General features: G+C 63.2%; 16 protein-coding genes. 7 read left to right on the top strand and 9 right to left on the bottom strand.

Features of this window, described 5'->3' with window-relative positions:
- Window positions 1-25 precede the first annotated feature (25 nt).
- On the top strand, window positions 26-538 hold the full coding sequence (locus tag QRN04_RS10095) for a MarR family winged helix-turn-helix transcriptional regulator (RefSeq protein ID WP_284975881.1): 513 nt from the start codon (window positions 26-28) through the stop codon (window positions 536-538).
- On the opposite strand, the gene QRN04_RS10090 is transcribed toward QRN04_RS10095, so the two are convergent.
- From QRN04_RS10090 to idi, 6 genes are read right to left on the bottom strand one after another with little or no spacing between them, the layout of a single operon-like run.
- Window positions 533-1,732, bottom strand: coding sequence for a prenyltransferase (locus QRN04_RS10090; protein ID WP_284975880.1), 1,200 nt, complete (start codon window positions 1,730-1,732; stop codon window positions 533-535). The two genes, QRN04_RS10095 and QRN04_RS10090, sit on opposite strands and share 6 nt — an antisense overlap.
- Window positions 1,729-2,115: a lycopene cyclase domain-containing protein gene (locus QRN04_RS10085; protein ID WP_284975879.1), complete on the bottom strand. Its 387-nt coding sequence runs from the start codon at window positions 2,113-2,115 to the stop codon at window positions 1,729-1,731. Before QRN04_RS10085 ends, QRN04_RS10090 begins: the two co-directional genes overlap by 4 nt.
- Complete coding sequence (gene crtI, locus QRN04_RS10080) at window positions 2,115-3,767, bottom strand: phytoene desaturase family protein (RefSeq protein ID WP_284975878.1); 1,653 nt, start codon at window positions 3,765-3,767, stop codon at window positions 2,115-2,117. The genes QRN04_RS10085 and crtI overlap by 1 nt, the downstream gene beginning before the upstream one ends.
- Window positions 3,764-4,669 carry a phytoene/squalene synthase family protein gene (locus QRN04_RS10075; RefSeq protein ID WP_284975877.1) on the bottom strand — a complete coding sequence of 302 codons (906 nt, stop codon included), beginning with the start codon at window positions 4,667-4,669 and terminating at the stop codon, window positions 3,764-3,766. The genes crtI and QRN04_RS10075 overlap by 4 nt, the downstream gene beginning before the upstream one ends.
- Window positions 4,666-5,766 carry a polyprenyl synthetase family protein gene (locus QRN04_RS10070; protein ID WP_284975876.1) on the bottom strand — a complete coding sequence of 367 codons (1,101 nt, stop codon included), beginning with the start codon at window positions 5,764-5,766 and terminating at the stop codon, window positions 4,666-4,668. The genes QRN04_RS10075 and QRN04_RS10070 overlap by 4 nt, the downstream gene beginning before the upstream one ends.
- The gene (gene idi / locus QRN04_RS10065; RefSeq protein ID WP_284975875.1) at window positions 5,763-6,311 is read right to left on the bottom strand and encodes an isopentenyl-diphosphate Delta-isomerase; all 549 of its coding nucleotides are present in this window, start codon (window positions 6,309-6,311) and stop codon (window positions 5,763-5,765) included. Before idi ends, QRN04_RS10070 begins: the two co-directional genes overlap by 4 nt.
- 103 nt (window positions 6,312-6,414) lie before the next feature.
- Here idi and QRN04_RS10060 point away from each other — a divergent pair, with 103 nt between their 5' ends.
- A complete protein-coding gene (locus tag QRN04_RS10060) occupies window positions 6,415-6,906 on the top strand; it encodes a MarR family winged helix-turn-helix transcriptional regulator (protein ID WP_284975874.1) in 492 nt (163 codons plus the stop codon).
- A gap of 48 nt (window positions 6,907-6,954) precedes the next feature.
- Window positions 6,955-7,344 carry a VOC family protein gene (locus QRN04_RS10055; protein WP_284975873.1) on the top strand — a complete coding sequence of 130 codons (390 nt, stop codon included), beginning with the start codon at window positions 6,955-6,957 and terminating at the stop codon, window positions 7,342-7,344.
- Window positions 7,345-7,566: 222 nt separating this feature from the next.
- Here QRN04_RS10055 and QRN04_RS10050 read toward each other — a convergent pair whose 3' ends face one another.
- Window positions 7,567-9,234: a pectate lyase-like domain-containing protein gene (locus tag QRN04_RS10050; RefSeq protein WP_350224932.1), complete on the bottom strand. Its 1,668-nt coding sequence runs from the start codon at window positions 9,232-9,234 to the stop codon at window positions 7,567-7,569.
- 426 nt (window positions 9,235-9,660) lie between these two features.
- Between QRN04_RS10050 and QRN04_RS10045 the strand changes: the two genes are divergently transcribed.
- The 4 genes from QRN04_RS10045 (at window position 9,661) to QRN04_RS10030 (ending at window position 14,921) form a co-directional block, all read left to right on the top strand.
- A complete protein-coding gene (locus QRN04_RS10045) occupies window positions 9,661-10,911 on the top strand; it encodes an Nramp family divalent metal transporter (protein ID WP_284975871.1) in 1,251 nt (416 codons plus the stop codon).
- A 273-nt stretch (window positions 10,912-11,184) separates the two neighbouring features.
- Window positions 11,185-12,192 carry an EAL domain-containing protein gene (locus tag QRN04_RS10040; RefSeq protein WP_284975870.1) on the top strand — a complete coding sequence of 336 codons (1,008 nt, stop codon included), beginning with the start codon at window positions 11,185-11,187 and terminating at the stop codon, window positions 12,190-12,192.
- Window positions 12,193-12,337: 145 nt separating this feature from the next.
- Window positions 12,338-13,642 (top strand): glycosyltransferase family 87 protein, encoded by a 1,305-nt coding sequence (locus tag QRN04_RS10035; RefSeq protein WP_284975869.1) that lies wholly within the window; start codon window positions 12,338-12,340, stop codon window positions 13,640-13,642.
- A gap of 64 nt (window positions 13,643-13,706) precedes the next feature.
- Window positions 13,707-14,921, top strand: coding sequence for a glycosyltransferase 87 family protein (locus QRN04_RS10030; protein WP_284975868.1), 1,215 nt, complete (start codon window positions 13,707-13,709; stop codon window positions 14,919-14,921).
- Here the strand turns inward: QRN04_RS10030 and mptB are convergent.
- Both mptB and QRN04_RS10020 read right to left on the bottom strand, forming a co-directional pair.
- Complete coding sequence (mptB, locus tag QRN04_RS10025; RefSeq protein ID WP_284975867.1) at window positions 14,918-16,531, bottom strand: polyprenol phosphomannose-dependent alpha 1,6 mannosyltransferase MptB; 1,614 nt, start codon at window positions 16,529-16,531, stop codon at window positions 14,918-14,920. The two genes, QRN04_RS10030 and mptB, sit on opposite strands and share 4 nt — an antisense overlap.
- A 242-nt stretch (window positions 16,532-16,773) precedes the next feature.
- Complete coding sequence (locus QRN04_RS10020) at window positions 16,774-17,859, bottom strand: DUF8462 domain-containing protein (protein WP_284975866.1); 1,086 nt, start codon at window positions 17,857-17,859, stop codon at window positions 16,774-16,776.
- Between the last annotated feature and the right edge of the window lie 36 nt (window positions 17,860-17,895).

Raw genomic sequence — 17,895 nt, 5'->3', positions numbered from 1 at the left:
TTTACGCTTATCGAAGGAACCATGGATGGACTCGGACGGTCACGCTAAGGGCTATTGGTACGGTAAGGATCCAGGGCAAAGAGCCATTGCCGTTGACGTCCTCAATGCCCTCAGGGATTACCGTGTCTCCGAGCAAGCAATGCGCCGAAGGACCCGATCGTCCATGGGAATGGGCGAGAAGGACCTCTTGGCCCTGCGGTACCTCTTCGAAGCCGAAGCCGCCGGCAAAGTCATGAAGCCGAAGGATCTGGGCGACCGGCTTGGCATAACGTCCGCCTCCATGACCACTTTGATAGACCGTTTGGTGGAGTCCGGCCATGTTCGGCGCGAACCCCACCCGACTGACCGCCGCGCACTGATCCTGCGGGCCACGCCGGACTCGGACCAGGAAGTGCGGCACACCCTCGGGGGGATGCACCGGCGCATGTTGGACGCCGCCTGTGCGTTGAGCCCTGATGAGTCCCGGGTGGTGGTGGATTTCCTGCAGCACATGCGCGAGGCATTGGACACCATCGATGAGGAACCTACCCCGTCATGAGGCCTGGCTCCACTGCAGGATGAAAATCAGCGTCACCAGGAATCCTGAACCGTAGTTGAGCCAGATGAACCGGCGCCACGCCGCATTGGTGCCTCCCGCCGTCGTATCCGTGACGTTCCACCAAGGCGCGCAATTGACGATGTAGGGCACGGCGATGATCGCCCCGAGAGGCCCAGGCCACGGCGTTGCCAGCATGGCCAGTCCGGCGATAAGCCAGAGCACGACGGCGAGCCTCACCGTCCGGCGGGCGCCGATCACGGTTGCGATGGAACCTATCCCGGCCTGCCGGTCGGGTTCGATGTCTTGAACCGCGCCGAAAGCGTGTGCAGCCATGCCCCACAGGAAGAACCCAACCAGCAAGGCGAGGAGTCCGGGAGTGACCACTGCGCCGGCCAACGTCAACCCGACGACGGCGGGACTGACAAAGTGCGTACTGGACGTCAGCGAGTCCAAGACCGGGCGTTCCTTGAAGCGGAGGCCGGCCACGGAGTAGGCCACCACGGCGAATGCACTGACGGCCAGGCTCAGCAAGGCTGCGGGACCTCCCACAAACGCCAGCACCATCAGGAACGGAACATTGGTGGCGGCGGCGAGCCAGAGCATGGGCCGGTGCAGCCGGGGTTGCAGAAGGGCCCCTTCAATTCCGCCCTTGCGCGGATTCTTGAGGTCCGATTCATAGTCAAAGACGTCATTGATCCCGTACATCGCCAGGTTGTACGGGATGAGGAAGTAGAAAGTGCCCAGGACCAGCACCCAGGTGACCTCGCGAGTGGTGAGTAGCATCGCAGCGGCGAAGGGATAGGCGGTGTTGATCCAACTGACCGGCCGGGACGCCAGCAGCGCTTGGGAGAGCAGGCCTTTGCGGCTTTGCCAGTGTCCCCCTTCCCGTTTGCGCGTCAGCCACATCCACAGCCCGGGGAGCGCCACAACGCCCGCCAACGGGTACGAGAAGTCCTCGATCGGCGCGAGGCCCACTTTGGCGCCGAGAATGTGCGAGGCGTCGTAGTGGAACAGTCCCATCCCGATCATGGCCGAATCGAACACCGCCGTCAGCACCGCCAAGGCCGCGAACGCGAGGCCAACAGCTCGCCAGTGCTGCCGCCCTTCGCCCTTGGCCCCGCCCAGGCGGGCAAAGATCACACCGGCAATAACTGCTGCCGAGATGAAGGCCAGTGCGAGCCAGAGGTACGTCACGCGTTCTCCCTGGCTTCGGCATTGTCCCTGACCCGTGAGCGGGCTCCGGAACTGTCAGCGTTGCTGGTGGGCGCCCGGTCCAGCAGTTTCCGGGTGCCGGTGTAAATAACCATGGTGCACAGCACCAGGAAGAGCAGGAACACAGGTTCTTCGATGGGCAGCTCCGGTGCGAGCAGAAGGCCGGTGGCCACGGTGCCTTCTCCACGCAGGAAGATGCCCAGCCCGATTCCAGCAGCGTCCCAAGCGAGCAGGAACAGGACCCCGACGGCGGTCACCATCGCGGCTGCTTTCGCGCTGTGCCAGAAAAACAGTCGGAAGCGGTGATCCAGCAGCAGCATGCACATGATGCCCAGTATTAAAGAGACCAGGTAGAGGGATCCCATCAGCTGATCCTGCTAGCTACGCGCCGTGCAGTGGTACGGCCGGGGCTGTGATCCCCGCGTATGCGCTTCAGGACCAGTTCCGCGCTGATCAGGCACATGGGCACGCCTACGCCGGGCGCCGTTGTGGCGCCCGCGTAGTAAAGTCCGCGGACCCGCTTGGAGGCATTCTGCGCCCTGAACATGGCGCTTTGCCGCAACGTATGGGCAGGGCCCAGCATGCCGCCGCGCCAGGAGTTGAAGTCCAGGGCGAAGTCGGCGGGACCTACGGTGTGCCGGGTTACGATGCGTTCGTGGAGGTCCGGGATGTTGGCCCAAGCGGCAATCTGGTCGATGGCGGCGTCGGCGGTCTGCTCTATCAATGCATCGCCCGTTCCATCGGGACCACCGGCACCGAGGGCGGGGTCCGCTGGTATGGGGACCAGGACGAAGAGGTTCTCGTGGCCTGCCGGGGCAACTCCGGGGTCCGTCGCGCTCGGTTTGCAGACGTAGATTGACGCGGGATCGGGAATGCGGGTGTGCGCTCCGAAGATCGAGGCGAAGTTGGCTTCCCAATCGCGGGTGAAAAACAAGGAGTGATGCGGCAGTTCAGGAAGCTTCCCCTTGACGCCCAGCATGACCAAGACCGCTCCGGGGCCGCTGGTGCGCCGTTCCCACCATGAACTGTTGTAGCTCCGATCCTGCACCCCCAGCAATTGGGTCTCGGTGTGGTGCAGGTCCGCTCCGGAGACCACGAGGTCGGCAACGCTGTAATGCTCGGCTCCGTTGTGGTCCCGCCAATTCACGCCGGTAACTTCCCGGCTGTCCCTAGCAGGAAGGCCGGCCGGTAGCTTCAGGCCATCAAGCCGGCCAAGCTTCTTGGTCCTGGTTGCCTCGCGGGTGGTGATCTTGAGTGCTTCCGCGCCGGTATGGATCCTGACGCCCGCCTCTACTGCCAGCGCCTCGAGTCGTCCCACGAGCGCCCAGAATCCACCCATTGGATACTGGACACCATCATCCAAGTCCAGCGCACTCATCAGGTGGTACATCGCGGGCGCGGCCGAGGGGCTGGTGCCCAGGAACACCGCGGGGTACCCGAGGACCTGCCGCAGGACGGGATGCCTGAAACGCTCCGCGACAAATTTGTCCAAGGGTGTGGTGAGAAGGTGTGCGAGCTTGGGCAGGTTGCGTACCACCTCAGGATGCAGCAGTTCCCGAAGCTTGGTGAAGGGGTTGTAGAGGAAGAAGCGCTCAGCCATGTCGGTCGTGTGCCGCGCGGACGCAAGATACTGGGCGAGCACCCTGGCACTGCCAGGCTCAACCCTTTCAAACGTCTCCAAAACCTGTGCGCTCCCCAAGGGGACGGTCAACGGGTCCGGCCCCGCGCCGGCGTCGAGCGGTTCGCTGAAGACCCGATACGCGGGATCGAGCGTGCGCAGATCCAACTGCTCAGCGGTGCTGGTGCCGAGGAGTTCGAAAAAATGGTCGAACACTCCAGGCATCAGGTACCAGGACGGGCCGGTGTCCCAGCGAAAACCGTCCCGCTCCAAGCTGCCGGCACGGCCACCAACGTGATCGCGCTGCTCGAGGAGCTGTACCTCGTGTCCTTCGTGGGCGAGGAGGGCGGCGGTGGCAAGCCCAGCGATGCCACCGCCGATCACTACGGTCCGGGTCATCGGTGCAGCTCCATCCACGTCGACGCAATTGCGCGTGCGGTGAGCCCTGCTTTGACGGCATCCGGTACGCGGACCCGCGAGCGGTACAGTTCGTCAACGCTGGTCTGCTCAATCCTGTCCGTCAGCGCCGAGAACAGGGCAAGCGCGCTCCGAACGGCGGCCCGGGCATCATGGGGCAGGAGCGGAATAACGACCGCGGCATCGGCGAGTTGCGCACGAATGGTACCCACCCACTCCATCCGGTCCTTGTCATCAAGGTGGTCCGCGGTGCAAAGGTAGCTCCGTCCCAGCCGGGCGGTGTCGTCCGCCAAATCGCGGAGGAAATTGATGTTTTGGAAGGCGGCGCCCAGCTGGCTTGCACCGTGCTGCAGGGCTGCCGACACGTCCTCGTCGATGTCCTGGCCCCGCATGAAGACCCGGAGGCACATCAACCCGACCACCTCTGCGGAACCGTGCACGTAGCCGCGGTGCGCATCGGCGTCGAAACGCAGGGAGGTAGCCGGGACGGGGTCGCGCTCGCCTAGGTCGATGCGCATGGAGTCGAAGAAGGGGTCGATGAGGGACCCGTCGATGCCGGCTGCGCGCGCAGTCTGGGCGAACGCGTGGATGATGAGGTCGCTGCTGTAGCCGATCTTCACGGCGCGGTGGGTCTCGTCGATGAAATGGGCCAGTGCGTCGCATTGCTCTTGGTAGTCCAGGCCGGCTTCAGCGGTGACGCCGTCCACCAATTCATCCGCGACCCGAACCAAGGCGTAGATGTTGCGGACGTGCTGGCGGTGCCGTGGCCCCAGCAACTTGCAGGCCAGACCAAACGAGGTGGAATACTCCGAGATCACCTGGTTCGCGGCGCGTTCAGCGGTGCGGGTGAACTGCGTGAAGGAACTGTTGGTGGCCACGATCATGACTGCCGTCCTTCCAGCTGTGCGGCGAGCTCCACGAGGACATTGCGCGCAGCAGGGGGGATGGGCGAGGCAAAGCTGGTGAGCAGGTGCGTGACGGCCATCATCTGCTCATCGATAAGCGCTTGGACGAACTGTTGCGCTCCGCAATCCGCCAGCCTCCTCCGTACGTGCTCCGCCTCCGTGGCGTGCAGCTCGGGGCGGCCAAAGAAGGGTTCGATGTCCTGCCAGGCATTGGTCATCCGGGCGTGGGCGATGATGGCCGTCTCCTTACCTTCCCGAAGGTCCGAGAAAGGGTCCTTCCCGTGCTGCCCCGGGTCCCCGAAAGTCGACAGAAGGTCGTCCTGGAGCTGGAAGGCGAGGCCCAAATGCCTGCCGGCACGTGCCAGCGAATTCTCGACGGCGGCGCTGGCGCCTGCCAGGGCGGCTGCGGCACGCAACGGCAATTCGAACGTGTACGTGGCTGTTTTGTAGCCGCACATCATCAGGGTGGTCCCAAGCTCAGGTGCCACTATGCCATCGCCCAGTCCCACATCCAGTTGCTCACCGGCGACCGTCTCATCAATGGTGTGCTCCAACAGGTCAAGGAGCCTCAACCGGAGCTCGTGCGGGAGTTCTGCCCGCGCGAAGGTTTGGTGAGTTCCGGAGAGCAGCAGGTCACCCATCAGGATCCCGCCGGTTTGAGCCCAATGCAGCGCGCCGTCGGGACGTGGCAGTTCACCGGCTTCATCCAGGAGGGAACCGATCAGGTTCGGGTGACCGCGGCGGACCAAATCGCCGTCGATCACGTCATCATGCAGCAAGAACGCATAGTGGAGGAGTTCGATCGCCCCCGCAATGGTGATGGCGGTTTCGCGTCGGGCCACCAACCCGGGCTGCGAGGCTCCCTGTTGGAGTGCGTCGTAGGTTTCCATCAAGAGCAGGGGCCGGACGAACTTACCCCCAAGGACGTTCTTGCCGGCGAGTGTCCACAGCCGGGCAAAGTCCGGACCATAGGCCGCGGCGGCGCCTGCTTTCCTGTCGATCTGCGTGTTGAGTTCACTTTCGACGGCGGTGCAGAGCTCCGTGCGGGTGCGGAGCGCGCCGGAGGTGATGGTCATGCCGGGGGCCCGGGTTGGAAGGCCCCGGCTTCGAACAGCAGGGGGAACTGCATGCTCAGCCATGGACTGAAGGCGCGGGAGGTGTGCTCGAGAGCGTCCTCGAGCAGGGCCGGGGTCACCCACGCCCAGTCGGCGACCTCTGCGGGGTTCGGGACGATGCTTCCTGCCACTCGTGCCACGTAGACGGGGCAGATTTCGTTCTCGACCATTCCTGTGGGGTCAACCGCTCGGTATCGGAAGTGCGGCAGGACGAGCCGGATCCTCGTGGCGTCCACCCCGAGTTCGAACCGCGCCCGGCGCAGTAGGGCTTCCTCCGACTCCTCCCCGGGTGCGGGGTGGCCGCAGAAACTGTTGGTCCACACGCCCGGCCATGTCCTTTTCTCCGGAGAGCGGCGGGTCAGCAGGATTTCCCCCGACTCGTTCAGCAAATAGCAGGAGAAGGCGAGGTGAAGCGGGGTTTGCCGTGTGTGGACTGAGGCTTTAGGGCTTTCTCCGATCGGCGCGCCTTGATCATCAAGGAGGACAACCATCTCTGTCGCGTTCACTCTGAGCCTTCCTCGGTTCTGCCGAACGTGCCCGCACATGGATATAGCTAGACAGGCTAGAAGAAAGACTACCATGTATGCAGCTAGGTGTAACATGCTTTTTATGCCTACACCTGAGGAGATCGCCCTGCCGGTTTCCTCAGGTGACCTCATCTCCGCCCTCGGTCGACTCCAAGCGGCCGAACAGCGGCTGGCGGCCGCTTTGCTGCGGTACATGAGGCTTAACCAATCGGACATGCGGGCCCTGAATTACTTGATTGAATGTGGCAACCAGGGGCTCGTGGCCACTCCCGGGGCGATCGCAGCGCACTTGCATATCTCCACAGCGTCAACTACCAAGCTGCTGGACAGGCTCCAGCGTGCTGGCCACATCACGCGGCAAGCCCACCCCTCGGACCGCCGGGCCCTGGCCATCGCCATCACACCTGAAACCCACCAAGCGGCGCTCCGGTCAGTCAGTTCGCAACAGGCCAGGCGGTGCAGGGTGGCAGCCCGGCTCACTCCTGCCGAGAGGCAGGCGGTGATGCGCTTCCTAGACGACATGGCGAGCGAGGTTGAAGCCAGCGAATCAGAACCGGGTGGGGGTGAAACGTGAGCGATTTGGGAGTACACATGATGGAGGGGACCGGAAAGGCAAAACATCATGCGGTTGATCCAGGTATCCCAGCACGCCGAGGACCTCGGGCGAGCTGCAGCGTTCTATTCGGAGTTGCTGGGAGTCCGGCCTGCGGCGGTCTTCGACCCGCCCGGCCTGCTGTTTTTTGACCTGGAGGGCGTGCGGCTCCTCTTGGAGAGGGGTGCAACGCGGTCACTCCTCTACCTCGAAGTTCCGGACGTAAGGCAACTGGTGGAGCAGCTCAGGTCCAGGGGAGTGGAGGTAGTCGACCCTCCGCGCTTGATCTTCAGCCACGTGGACGGGGTGCTGGGGCGTGCCGGAACTGATGAATGGATGGCCTTTATCCGGGATAGCGAGGGCAACACCGTTGGCCTGGTGAGCCAACTGGCTGCGGAGCCGGACGCAGGTACCGCCTAGGGCACTAGCGCCTCAGATGCAGGAGTAGTCATAGTCGAAGCCGCTTGAGACGTACTGGGCGCTCATTCCCAGGGGTGGGTGCTGTTGCGGCTTCCGCAGGAAGGCCGACGACCATCAACAGCAATGGATAGCGATGTCGGATCAGAATTGACGTCGCGCGGGTGATAGCGCGCGGGCCCTCCTGCCGAAGGGCTAGGAGGGCACCGCGTTCTGTGGTGGTGGTCAGCCGCCGTAGTTCGTGACCGTTTCCGGGCCCTGGTGCGTGGGCGTTACGGCGCCTCCGGTGTCGTTGACGACGTGATCGATCGTGCCGGCGCCGTTGAGGGACACTGTGCTCAGATCGTGCAGTTTCACGCCCGCGGTCAGCGGCACTTCGAACGAGTGGCTTGCATGCAGGCTCGGATCGACGTTCGTGAAAATGTAGCTGCCGCCGCCCCACAGTTCGTGGGTTGTGACGGTGTCGGCTACCTTGTACGCGGCGTATCCGAGCGTGCCATCGTGCTGCCACGCGGCCTGGTTGGGAGCGTCATACGGCAGCTCGTTTTGGAAGAAAACCGTCTTGCCCCGCTCTCCGTTCCAGACCACGTTGTCCTTTTGGAAGTGTTCCACAAAGAGGCCGGTGGCAGTGACATCGTCACCGTTTACAACGAGGCCGGTGTCGGAGGTGTTTTCGGTCCAACCAACACCGCCGACGCCGTGGTCGGCACGCCAGAGCCACAGGTCATCCAGCAGCACGTGATCGCTGTCAACCTGCACCCCTACGGTCGCCTTCCCGGCGTGCGGACCGCCGACGCGGAGGAACACGTCCTGCAGCGAGATGGGATCCTCGGCGCTCGAACCGCCCGCACCGCGCTGGTGCTTGGTACCCACCTGGACCAGTACCGGCGAGTTAACCGGACCGGCGTCGACCGTGACACCGGCCACATCCACTCCGGGGACGTCGTCGATGACGAGCGGCGTGGAACCGTTCTCCGCCGTCAGGGTGGCAAGGCCGAGGCCAAGGACCACCGTGCCTGCCCGCTTGATGCGGATCGACGTGTCGATGGAGTAGACGCCCGGCGTCAGGAGCAGGTTCTTGCCACCGGCGAGAGCGGCGTTGATCCGGCTGATGGAGTCACCGGGCTTGGCGACGAAGAAGTCCGAAAGGGCGATGGTGCGGCCGGAGGAGCCGCCCGCCGTCCAGTCGGCACCGGAAGAGTCGGTCTTGACGGAAGGTTCGACGACGGAGAGCCCGTTGCCTCCCTGCACCAGGTACGGCTTCTCGCGCGCGGCGGGAGTTGCGGCGAGCGTTGTGTACGGAGGCTTCGGGAAGGACTGGGCAGGGGCGCCCTGCACTCCGGAGAAGACCTGGTTCCACACGCCGTTCGACCAACTCTTGATGCTGCTGTCGCGAGTGTAGAACTGCTGCTGACTGCCGTTCACAATCGCCGAGTCCGTCTTGGAATCTGCGAGGAATCCCCCGCTTGCGTACGACGGGCCGCTGCAATAGTCCATGAAGGACAACTGCTGGCCTGTCACGTGCACCCGGCGCATCGGTGCAGCCTGGGATACTGCCCAAAACTCGGCCGAACTGTGGCAACCGCTGCCTCCGACGGCGTTGATGTGCAGGTTCGAGACTGAGCGCCAGAAGTTGTCCAGGGCGATGCAGTTGCTCGTACCGTTGGTGCACCTGTTGTAAACGTCGACATGACCATTGATGGTGACGTCGTCCGGGGATGCGCCGAGGCCCGCGACCTCGGTGTAGTAACCCACCTGGAACACGAGCGGGTGGGCGACCGATCCGTAGGTTCCCGGCGCGAAGAGCAGCGCATAGCGGCCTGTGCCCATTTCGCTATCGACCTGCTGCTTCGCGATCTCGTCCACCTTGGCCTGGATCTTGGCCTGGGGCATGTCTGGCGTGAAGATAATGACGTTTGGGCCGAGCTCTGGGGGCTGGGGCGTCGGCCCGGCAACAGCACCAGGTGCTGAAGCGAAGACTCCGAGTGCAGCCACCAAGACTGCGGCGGCTAATGATGTACGACGCCGCCGTAACTGGGTGGGAACGGACCGTGTTAATGATGACAAGGACAACATTGACCTGCTTCCGTGGAGACCGGCAGGGTGTGAGTGCAGGGGAGCCATTTTGGCTCACGGGACAGCACCTCTGACCTTCTGGGGTTGAACGTGATTAACGTAACAGTCCGGTTACGAAACGGGCCGGAACTGGAGACGCGTTTCTCCATACGCTTTAGTATCGGCATCCCTGCAATGGACTTTTCGGTATGCCTAACTCCCCGTTACTCTTTAATCAGGATTCCCCGACGATGAGGACAAGGAATGGCTGCCCCAACGCTCCGCCTCGGCACCAAGCCCGGCAAAGCCTGGTCCAAGCTCTTCATGCTTGGCCCGGCCTTCGTGGCTGCGATCGCCTACGTGGATCCGGGCAATGTGGCGGCGAACCTGACGGCAGGGGCCAAGTATGGCTACCTGTTGATGTGGGTTCTGGTTGTTGCCAACGCCATGGCCGTCCTGGTGCAGTACCAATCGGCAAAGCTGGGGCTGGCCACCGGGATGAGCCTGCCGGAGATTCTCGGTCAACGGCTCGGCACCAAGATGCGGCGACTGTACTGGGCGCAGGCTGAGATCGTCGCCGGCGCAACCGACGTCGCGGAAGTGATCGGTGGCGCAGTGGCACTTAACCTGCTGTTCGGGCTTCCCCTCCTTGGGGGCGGCGTGATCATCGGTGTGGCGTCCATGCTGTTGCTCGCCCTCCAGTCCCGCCAGGGCCAGCGTTCCTTTGAGTACGCCATCCTGGTTCTCCTGGGCATCATCGCCGTCGGATTCATCTCCGGGTTGTTCGTTAACCCGCCCGACGCCGGCAGCGCCGTCAGCGGTCTGCTGCCCCGTTTTGAGGGAGCGGACACTGTCCTGATCGCCGCGAGCATGCTCGGCGCCACTGTCATGCCGCACGCAATCTACCTGCATTCGGCATTGGTCCGGGACCGCCACGGCTTTTCCGAGGACCCGATGGTGAGGACCCAGTTGATTCGGACCACTCGGGTGGACGTGGTCAGCGCTTTGCTCCTGGCAGGGATCGTCAACATTTCGATGCTCCTGCTGGCGGCGTCCAGCCTTCGTGGCGTCGAAGGAACCGACACGATCGCCGGCGCCCACGCCGCGGTAACCGCGGCCTTGGGACCCGGCGTCGGCGTCATCTTTGCCATAGGCCTGTTGGCATCAGGCCTGGCTTCGACGTCGGTGGGTTGCTACGCGGGCTCAACCATCATGGGTGGACTGCTGCGGGTGCGCGTCCCGCTCATGGTGCGCCGGACGGTGACGTTGCTTCCAGCCCTGATCATCCTCGGCGCTGGGATAGAACCGACCCTGGCCCTGATACTGAGCCAAGTGCTGCTCAGTTTCGGCATCCCCTTCGCCCTGATTCCGCTGATCCGGCTCACGGGCAGCCGCAATGTCATGGGAATCCACGCCGACTCGATGCCGGTCAAATTCGCCGCGTGGACCAGCGCGGTTCTGATCGTGGGCCTCAACATCGTGCTTATTGCCCTGACGTTCGGTGCGCTGGCCTAGGGTTACGGCTGCACCTCGGCGCCCGGTATGTGGGCGCCTTGGACACCAAAGGGACTCTTTCTCGGTAGGATTTGTGACAGGGCCCACGCTTGCGGGCCGCTTATTGCTTGGCACCCCCAGTTGGGGATACTTAGAAGGAAACTATCGATGGCTCAAGAAGCGGGCTCTCACTCTCAGACCGGGGGGCCGGAACACCCGCCCAAACACGTCCCTGACGCGCCGTCTTCGGAGGAAACACCTTCGTCGGACGAGATCGTAATCCGGGGACAGGTGATGGACATTATCGAATCCATCCTCGACGATACCGAGCCTAAGTCTGAAGGAGCCAGGGCCAGGCTGCGCCGCTTGGTTGAAGCGCGCCCGGACAATCCCGAGCGCGCGCTCCTGGAGCACCTGCTGGCAACCCGCAACCCGCCGTCGGCCTCCCAAGAGCCGTCGGCAAAGGTTCCGGTCCAGGTGGAGCCGGCAAGCCTGCACCTTGAATCCCACGATGCCAAGCGGTCGGTCAGCGTACCCATCAGCCACGAAATGCGGGAATCCATCCAGTCGGTCCTCACGGACAAGCTGCTGCTGACGGCCTTCCAGCCTGTTCATGCCCTTCCCGGTGGGGAAGTTGTAGGAGTCGAGGCACTGACGCGCTTCGTGGGCGAGGACGGGGCCGGGGCAGACGTCTGGTTCAGTGAGGCCGCGGCCGCGGGCCTCGGAACCGAGTTGGAGATAGCAGCCCTGCACTGCGCACTGACTGCCGCGCACGATGTGCCTGAAGATATGTCCGTTGCCTTGAACCTCACCCCGGCAACCGCCCAGGATCCTCGCGTTCGGGACCTTTTGGCAGCGGCAACCCTTGCCGCGGACAGGATCATCATTGAGCTCACCGGCAGCCTCGCGTCCATGGAGAGCCCATCGGCTGACGAGATCCTGCGGCCGCTGCGTAAACTCGGCCTTCGTGTCGCGATCAGTGCCTCGGGCGCCGGTTTCGCCCCCGCGGACCTGATCGACCAATTGCACCCGGACATCATCAAGCTGGATCGTCATCTGATTGAAGGCATCGCAGGTAGCGAAGGTCAAAGGATCCGTGCCAAGGCCATTGTTGAGCAGGCCCGCGCGGCTGGCGCGGACATCATCGCCGAGGGCATCGAAACAGCGGAGGAACTGGAGGAAGTCACGGCCCTCAAGGTCACCGCGGCGCAGGGCTACCTTTTGGGACGCCCGTCGGTTCACCCCCTGGACTGGTCCGCCTGGAGCATCCGTGCACAGACGGAGACGTTGCCCACAAGCTAGGTAACGGCACTGAAACCAGCCACCCTGGGCACCATGATTCGGCGCGCCTCGCGTTAGAGTGTCAGGCGGGACCGGTGCTGTACGTCGGCTCCATGATCAGGGATCTGCACTGGCAGTGGCCCGCTTAGCAAGGAAGCCTTACGTGATGGACCGGTTAACTAATACTCCCGCGGAACCTCGCACCACAACGTTCCCAAGGAGCCTGCGCGAACACCTGAACACGCCAAAGGGCCTGTTATGGGGGTTTGTGCTGGTCCACGTGGGCTTTTTGGTCTTCGCTGCCCTGCTCTCTTTCCGGGGCGACGCTTTCAGTGACACGTTTATCTACCGGGACTGGGCGATGGCCGGTTTCAATGAGGCCAACCTGTCGGGCGGCCCAAGTCCATGGGTCTACCCGATCCTGGCCCTCATCCCCATGGCAGTGGCCGCCGTCGCCGGACCCGGCCCGTTTTTCTTTCTTTGGGTCCTGCTGACCACGCTGCTCAACGGCTGGGCGCTGCTGGCCCTCACCGATCGCGGCCGGAGGCAACAAGCCGTTCCCGCCGGATGGTGGTGGCTGCTGTTCCTGACCCTGATGGGCTGGCTGGGTTTCGCGCGCGTCGACGGCCTCACGGCGCCAGTGGTCCTTGTGGCCCTGGTCTTCGGAGTTGCCAGGCCCTTTCTTGCCGCTGTGGTGTTGAGCATCGCCACGTGGGTTAAAGTTTGGCCTGCCGCAGTCCTGCTGGCCTTATTCGCCGTCGTCAAGGACCGCCTTCGCGTCGTGGCAGCAGGAATTGTGACGACGGCGGTGGTAGTGGCGCTTGTTGCCTCCATTGGGTCCGTCCCCAAGCTGCTCAACTTCCTCACCCAGCAGGGCGACCGCGGCATGCAGTTGGAAGCTACGTTTACTACGCCCTGGCTGTGGTTGTCGGTCCTGAGGATTGGCGATTCCCACATGTACATGAACACGGACATCAACTCCATGCAGGTTGACGGTCCCGGAACTGCCGTCATGTCCGTCCTGATGCAGCCCCTGCTGCTGCTCGCTGCGGCTGCAGTAGCCGGCCTGACGTTCTGGGCGCTGCACCAAGGAAAGCTCACTGGCGGCGTGGACCGCACGGAGCTCCTTCTCTCCGGTGCCCTGACGTTGGTAACGGCTTTCATCGTGTTCAACAAAGTGGGCTCGCCTCAGTTCATGGTGTGGTTGGGCCCGGCCGTGGCCGTTGGGCTTGCCCATGACTGGAAGCGGTGGCGCCTCCCCGCCGCGATGCTCATCGCTATCGCCGTCGCTACGTACTTTATCTATCCGTTGTTCTACGACGCACTGAGCCACAACAACCCGTGGATGGCCTTGGTGCTGAGCATCCGCAACGTCCTGCTCGTGGTTCTTTTCTTCTGGTCCGCGCACCGCCTGTACGCGTTGGGCAGGAAGCCATCCGTCGCCAACGAACCAGCGGCCAAGGAGCTTTAAGATTTCGTCCACGTTTTTTGACCGACTGGTCCGTATCCGTAGCAGTATCCTGTCACCGCGGGTCGTGGCCTGGTTCGCCCGGCCCGGCAGCGTCTGGTGGGGTTTCGCTGTAGTCCATCTTTATTTCCTCGCTTGGATGGCGTCGTTCTTCCTTCACGGGGACACGTTCAGCGACACCGAGCAGTACCGCCAGTGGGCCTTCGGCGGGTACAACCCGGCGAACCTCGATGGCAAGATCAGCCCTTGGGTTTATCCGGTGCTGGCCCAGATACCGATCTTCCTCGCCGGCGTGGCAGGTCCGGCGCTGTACCTGTTGGTATGGACCCTCCTGATCACCGCGCTCAATGCGGTGGGCCTCTGGTATCTCACCCGCGGGCCTCGACGCCGGAGCGGACTCGCGCCGGCGTGGTGGTGGCTCTTCTTCACAGTGTTCATGGGATACCTCAGCTTTGCGAGGGTTGAGGGAATCACCGCGCCGATTGTGATGATTGCCCTCCTGTGTGCCGCGCAGCGGCCGGTGGTGGCGTCAGTCCTGCTGAGCGTCGCAACGTGGATCAAGGTGTGGCCGGCGGCCGTGCTCGTGCCCGTTGTGATCGCCAGCCGCCGTCGGCTCCCGATGATCGCAGCGGGAGCCGGGGTCACCGCCGTCGTCGCCGTCGGAACCTATCTCAGCGGCGGCTTTAGCCACATCATGGACTTCCTGATCAATCAGGGTGAGCGTGGCATGCAGCTCGAGGCAACGTTCTCCACCCCATGGGTGTGGCTGAGCGTCTTCCACATCGGCGGTTCTACCATTGCCGACAACGTCGCCATCAATTCCACGGAGGTCCACGGCCCGGGCGCCGATGCCGCCGCGTTCCTGATGCAGCCCTTGCTCATAGTGGCTGCCTTGGCCGGGGCGGTGTTGTTGCTGCGTGCCCTTAAACGTGGGGCCGAGCGGGAAGAACTGTTCCTTGAGGGAGCATTGCTGATGGTCACGGCGTTCATCGTGTTCAACAAAGTAGGGTCGCCGCAGTTCATCATTTGGCTCGCGCCGGTGATCGTTGCAGGACTGACGCACAATTTCGACCGGTGGAAAGTCCCCGCAACGCTTCTGATGGCGATCGCCGTCACCACGTTTGTGATCTACCCGCTGTTCTACACTCCCCTCATCCACGCGCACCCCGTGATGGCTGCGGTACTCACGGCCCGCAACGTGTTGCTGGTGGTGTTGCTGTGGTGGTCCGTGCAGCGGACGGCGGAGCTGGGGCGCAAGCCCAGCAAGGTCCTGGTTTCCTAGCGGATGGCCGGTGGCCGTCGGAAAAGGCGGCGGTCACCGCGCCGGACCCAGCCCGACAACTTTCCTTGGACCAGTAACCGTCGCGTATGGATGTCCAAGAACACCAAGTAAAAAGAGAACAGCAGAGTGACGGCGAAAGCCAACGACTGCAGGTCCACCGAGACCGGCACGAACGACCAAACGGACAATTGATCCTGCGCTCCGAAGACGATGAAGAACGTCACTCCAACGTAGAGGCAACGGATCTGCCAGTCGTCCCTGATGCCCGTGACGGCCAGGAACGGAACAAACCAGAGGATGTACCACGGCTGAATGATGGGGGAGAGCAGCACCAAGGCAGCAAAGGCAAGCGCCATGCGCCGTACCACCCTGGAATGGTCTCCGCGGAACATCAGTACCACCACCAGCACCATGGCCCCCCACTTCATGGCGGTCCTCAGGAAGCTCGCCATGGTGCCCCCGGGAAGTCCAAGCGCGTTGGCAAAAAACTCGAGTTGCTGGCCGAGGAACCCGGAGGGGGAGTAACCCGTGAAACCGGGAGTTGGGTCGATGATGGCCCATACCCAGCCCAAGCCCAGTCCGTGTGGGATCCCGCTGATGGCCAACACCCCGAAACTCAGCGCGGCCGTGGCAGCCCACATGCCGAACTTCCGCGGCCACGAGGCGCCCGCCCCGGCCCACATCAGCCCGATGAAGGGGAGCAACAGCACGGTTGCTGGCTTGATGCCAATGGATGCCGTAACGAGCAGCACTCCAATGATCGGGCGGCGAGTGGCTGCGAAGTACGTACCGGCGACGGCCAGGCCCACCATCAGGGCATCGTTGTGAGCGCTGGCGATGAAGCTGATGAGGAAAAGCGGATTGGCTACCGTGACCCAGAGGGCCCGTGCTCCGTTGACGCCGTGCAATTCGGCGAGCTTGGGAACGTAGAGGACACACAGGAGGACCCCGGCTGCGGCCAGTAACCGGAACAGCAGCACCGAGACGTCCGGTTGAGCCCCCGTTATGGCCACTACGCCGTTGGCCATCCAAAGGAAAAACGGGCCATAGGGTGTTCGGGCCTCGGCCCATGCCGGGTCCGCGCCCAGGGAAAACCAGTTGCTCAGTGTGGAGATGCCTACCTCGTAAGGATTTTGGCCCTCCATCATCAGCCGGCCCTGGCCAATGTAGGCGTAGACGTCACGCGAGTAGACGGGCACGGCAAAGAGCAACGGAAAGGACCACGCGCCGATTGCCGTCACGATGGGGCCCAGGGCATTGCCCTGCCACGTGTCCATTCTCTGGCCCAGTCTCAGCCACGAGCGCACCAGCAGCATGGCGCCGACGGCCAAGCTGATCGCAGATACCGTCACCCCCCAGTCCTCGGTACGCAAGGCGATGACGATTGGGTGGCGGATCATCGGGGAACCGTTGGCAATCCAACCGATCCCGATGGAACCCGCGAACATCATGAGCGAGCCGAGGAAGCCCTGCAGGATGGCGGGGTAGACCACGGGTTTACCCTCGGAGCGGGTTGTTGTCGCGCTGGAACCCGGTTCTGCGTCGCGGAGTGCCTCCGGCGTCGTCGTCGAAGATCCTGTGCCTTTGCTCGGGGTGCTACCTGTCGTCATGACCAGTTAGGTCCCCCACTCGTGGTTGGGCACTCCGGAAAACGGAACGCAGCTGATGCCGAAACAAATATGCTTTGGGCATGTGAAATTTTAGCGCCGATCAGGCCGGGAGCAGCACCGGCAGCAAAATGGTGGTTGGCTACCGGGAACTGAACCAAGATCGCTAGTCCAGTTTACGGAACGTCATGGTGCAACGGGGGAGGCCGCGGCACACGGCGGAGCCAGACTTGAAGCGCCCGCCCCTACTGCCGTAAGTGGTCCCGTAGCCCGGGTACGGCGAAATCGACTTTGCCGTAGCCGGCCGGTTCGATCAGCCCGGCCGCTATCAGCCGGTTGCGGTACTTTGACACAAGGCTGGGTTTGGAATGGATAATGCTGCCGATCTGCGCGGCTGTTGATGGGCCTTCTTGTTCGGCCATGGCGCGGAGGAAAGCGCGGTCTTTATCCGAGAGATCTGAGAGGGCGGATCCAACGACAACCAAGGCGTTACGACGGCGGGCGGCTGCAATGGCCTCGGCGACGGCGGCTTGGTCAAGTTTGGAACCGGCACGCTCAGCCGCCATCCAGAGGTAATATCCGACCAGCTGGATGAGGAACGGGTAACCCTCTGTGGCTTCCGCTGCCTCAGCCGTCAACTCGTCCGGGATGTCAACGCCGCCTTCCCGAAAGAGCTCTTGGTATGACGTGGTCACCTCGCCGATCGCTGCCTCATGGAGGTTGATCCTGTCAGCACGACGAAGAAACGTTGCCACACCTTCGTTGAGTAGGTCTGAAACAGCTGATGGTAGGCCTGCGAACACCAGGCCGATCGGCAACCCATCGCGAATGAAGTGCTGCACATCTGCCGCGAGCTGCGAGATTTCGGTTCGGTCCACTGCATGGATTTCATCAATGGTGATGACCAGGCCGGTACCTTTGCTTGCCAATACGCGCAGCAACTCCTCGCCGGTGCGCCGCCAATCTGGAATCTGCTCCGGTGGGAGCTGGGTTGTTAGGCCGAATCCGGCGGCAGAGAATGCCGTGATTTTTCGCGTCGGGCCGCCGTCGCCGAGTTCGTGGAGTATCTGCAGCATGTCCTCGCCCACCTTGGCCAGGAACCCTGGGACGGCCGTCCGGGAGATCACCGCCCAGCCCTGTTCCCGAGCGAGTGATTCCGCGGAGCTGAGCATCACGGTCTTGCCGATGCCCCTGGAACCCGTGATGATCGTGAGTAGCCCGGGCGCCCCTGATCCCTGCCGGAGGCCGTACTCGAATTCATCAAGGAGCCCTGCCCTCCCCACCAGATCCGGCGGAGTTGCACCTGCGGTGGGCTTGAAGGGATTCTGCACGACGCCTCACTTGTAAAAGTAGGTGAAACTGGTGAA

The sequence above is a fragment of the Arthrobacter sp. efr-133-TYG-104 genome (assembly GCF_030208915.1).
In the GTDB taxonomy this organism is placed as follows: Bacteria; Actinomycetota; Actinomycetes; order Actinomycetales; family Micrococcaceae; genus Arthrobacter.
This window is presented reverse-complemented; position numbering and strand designations above follow the sequence as displayed.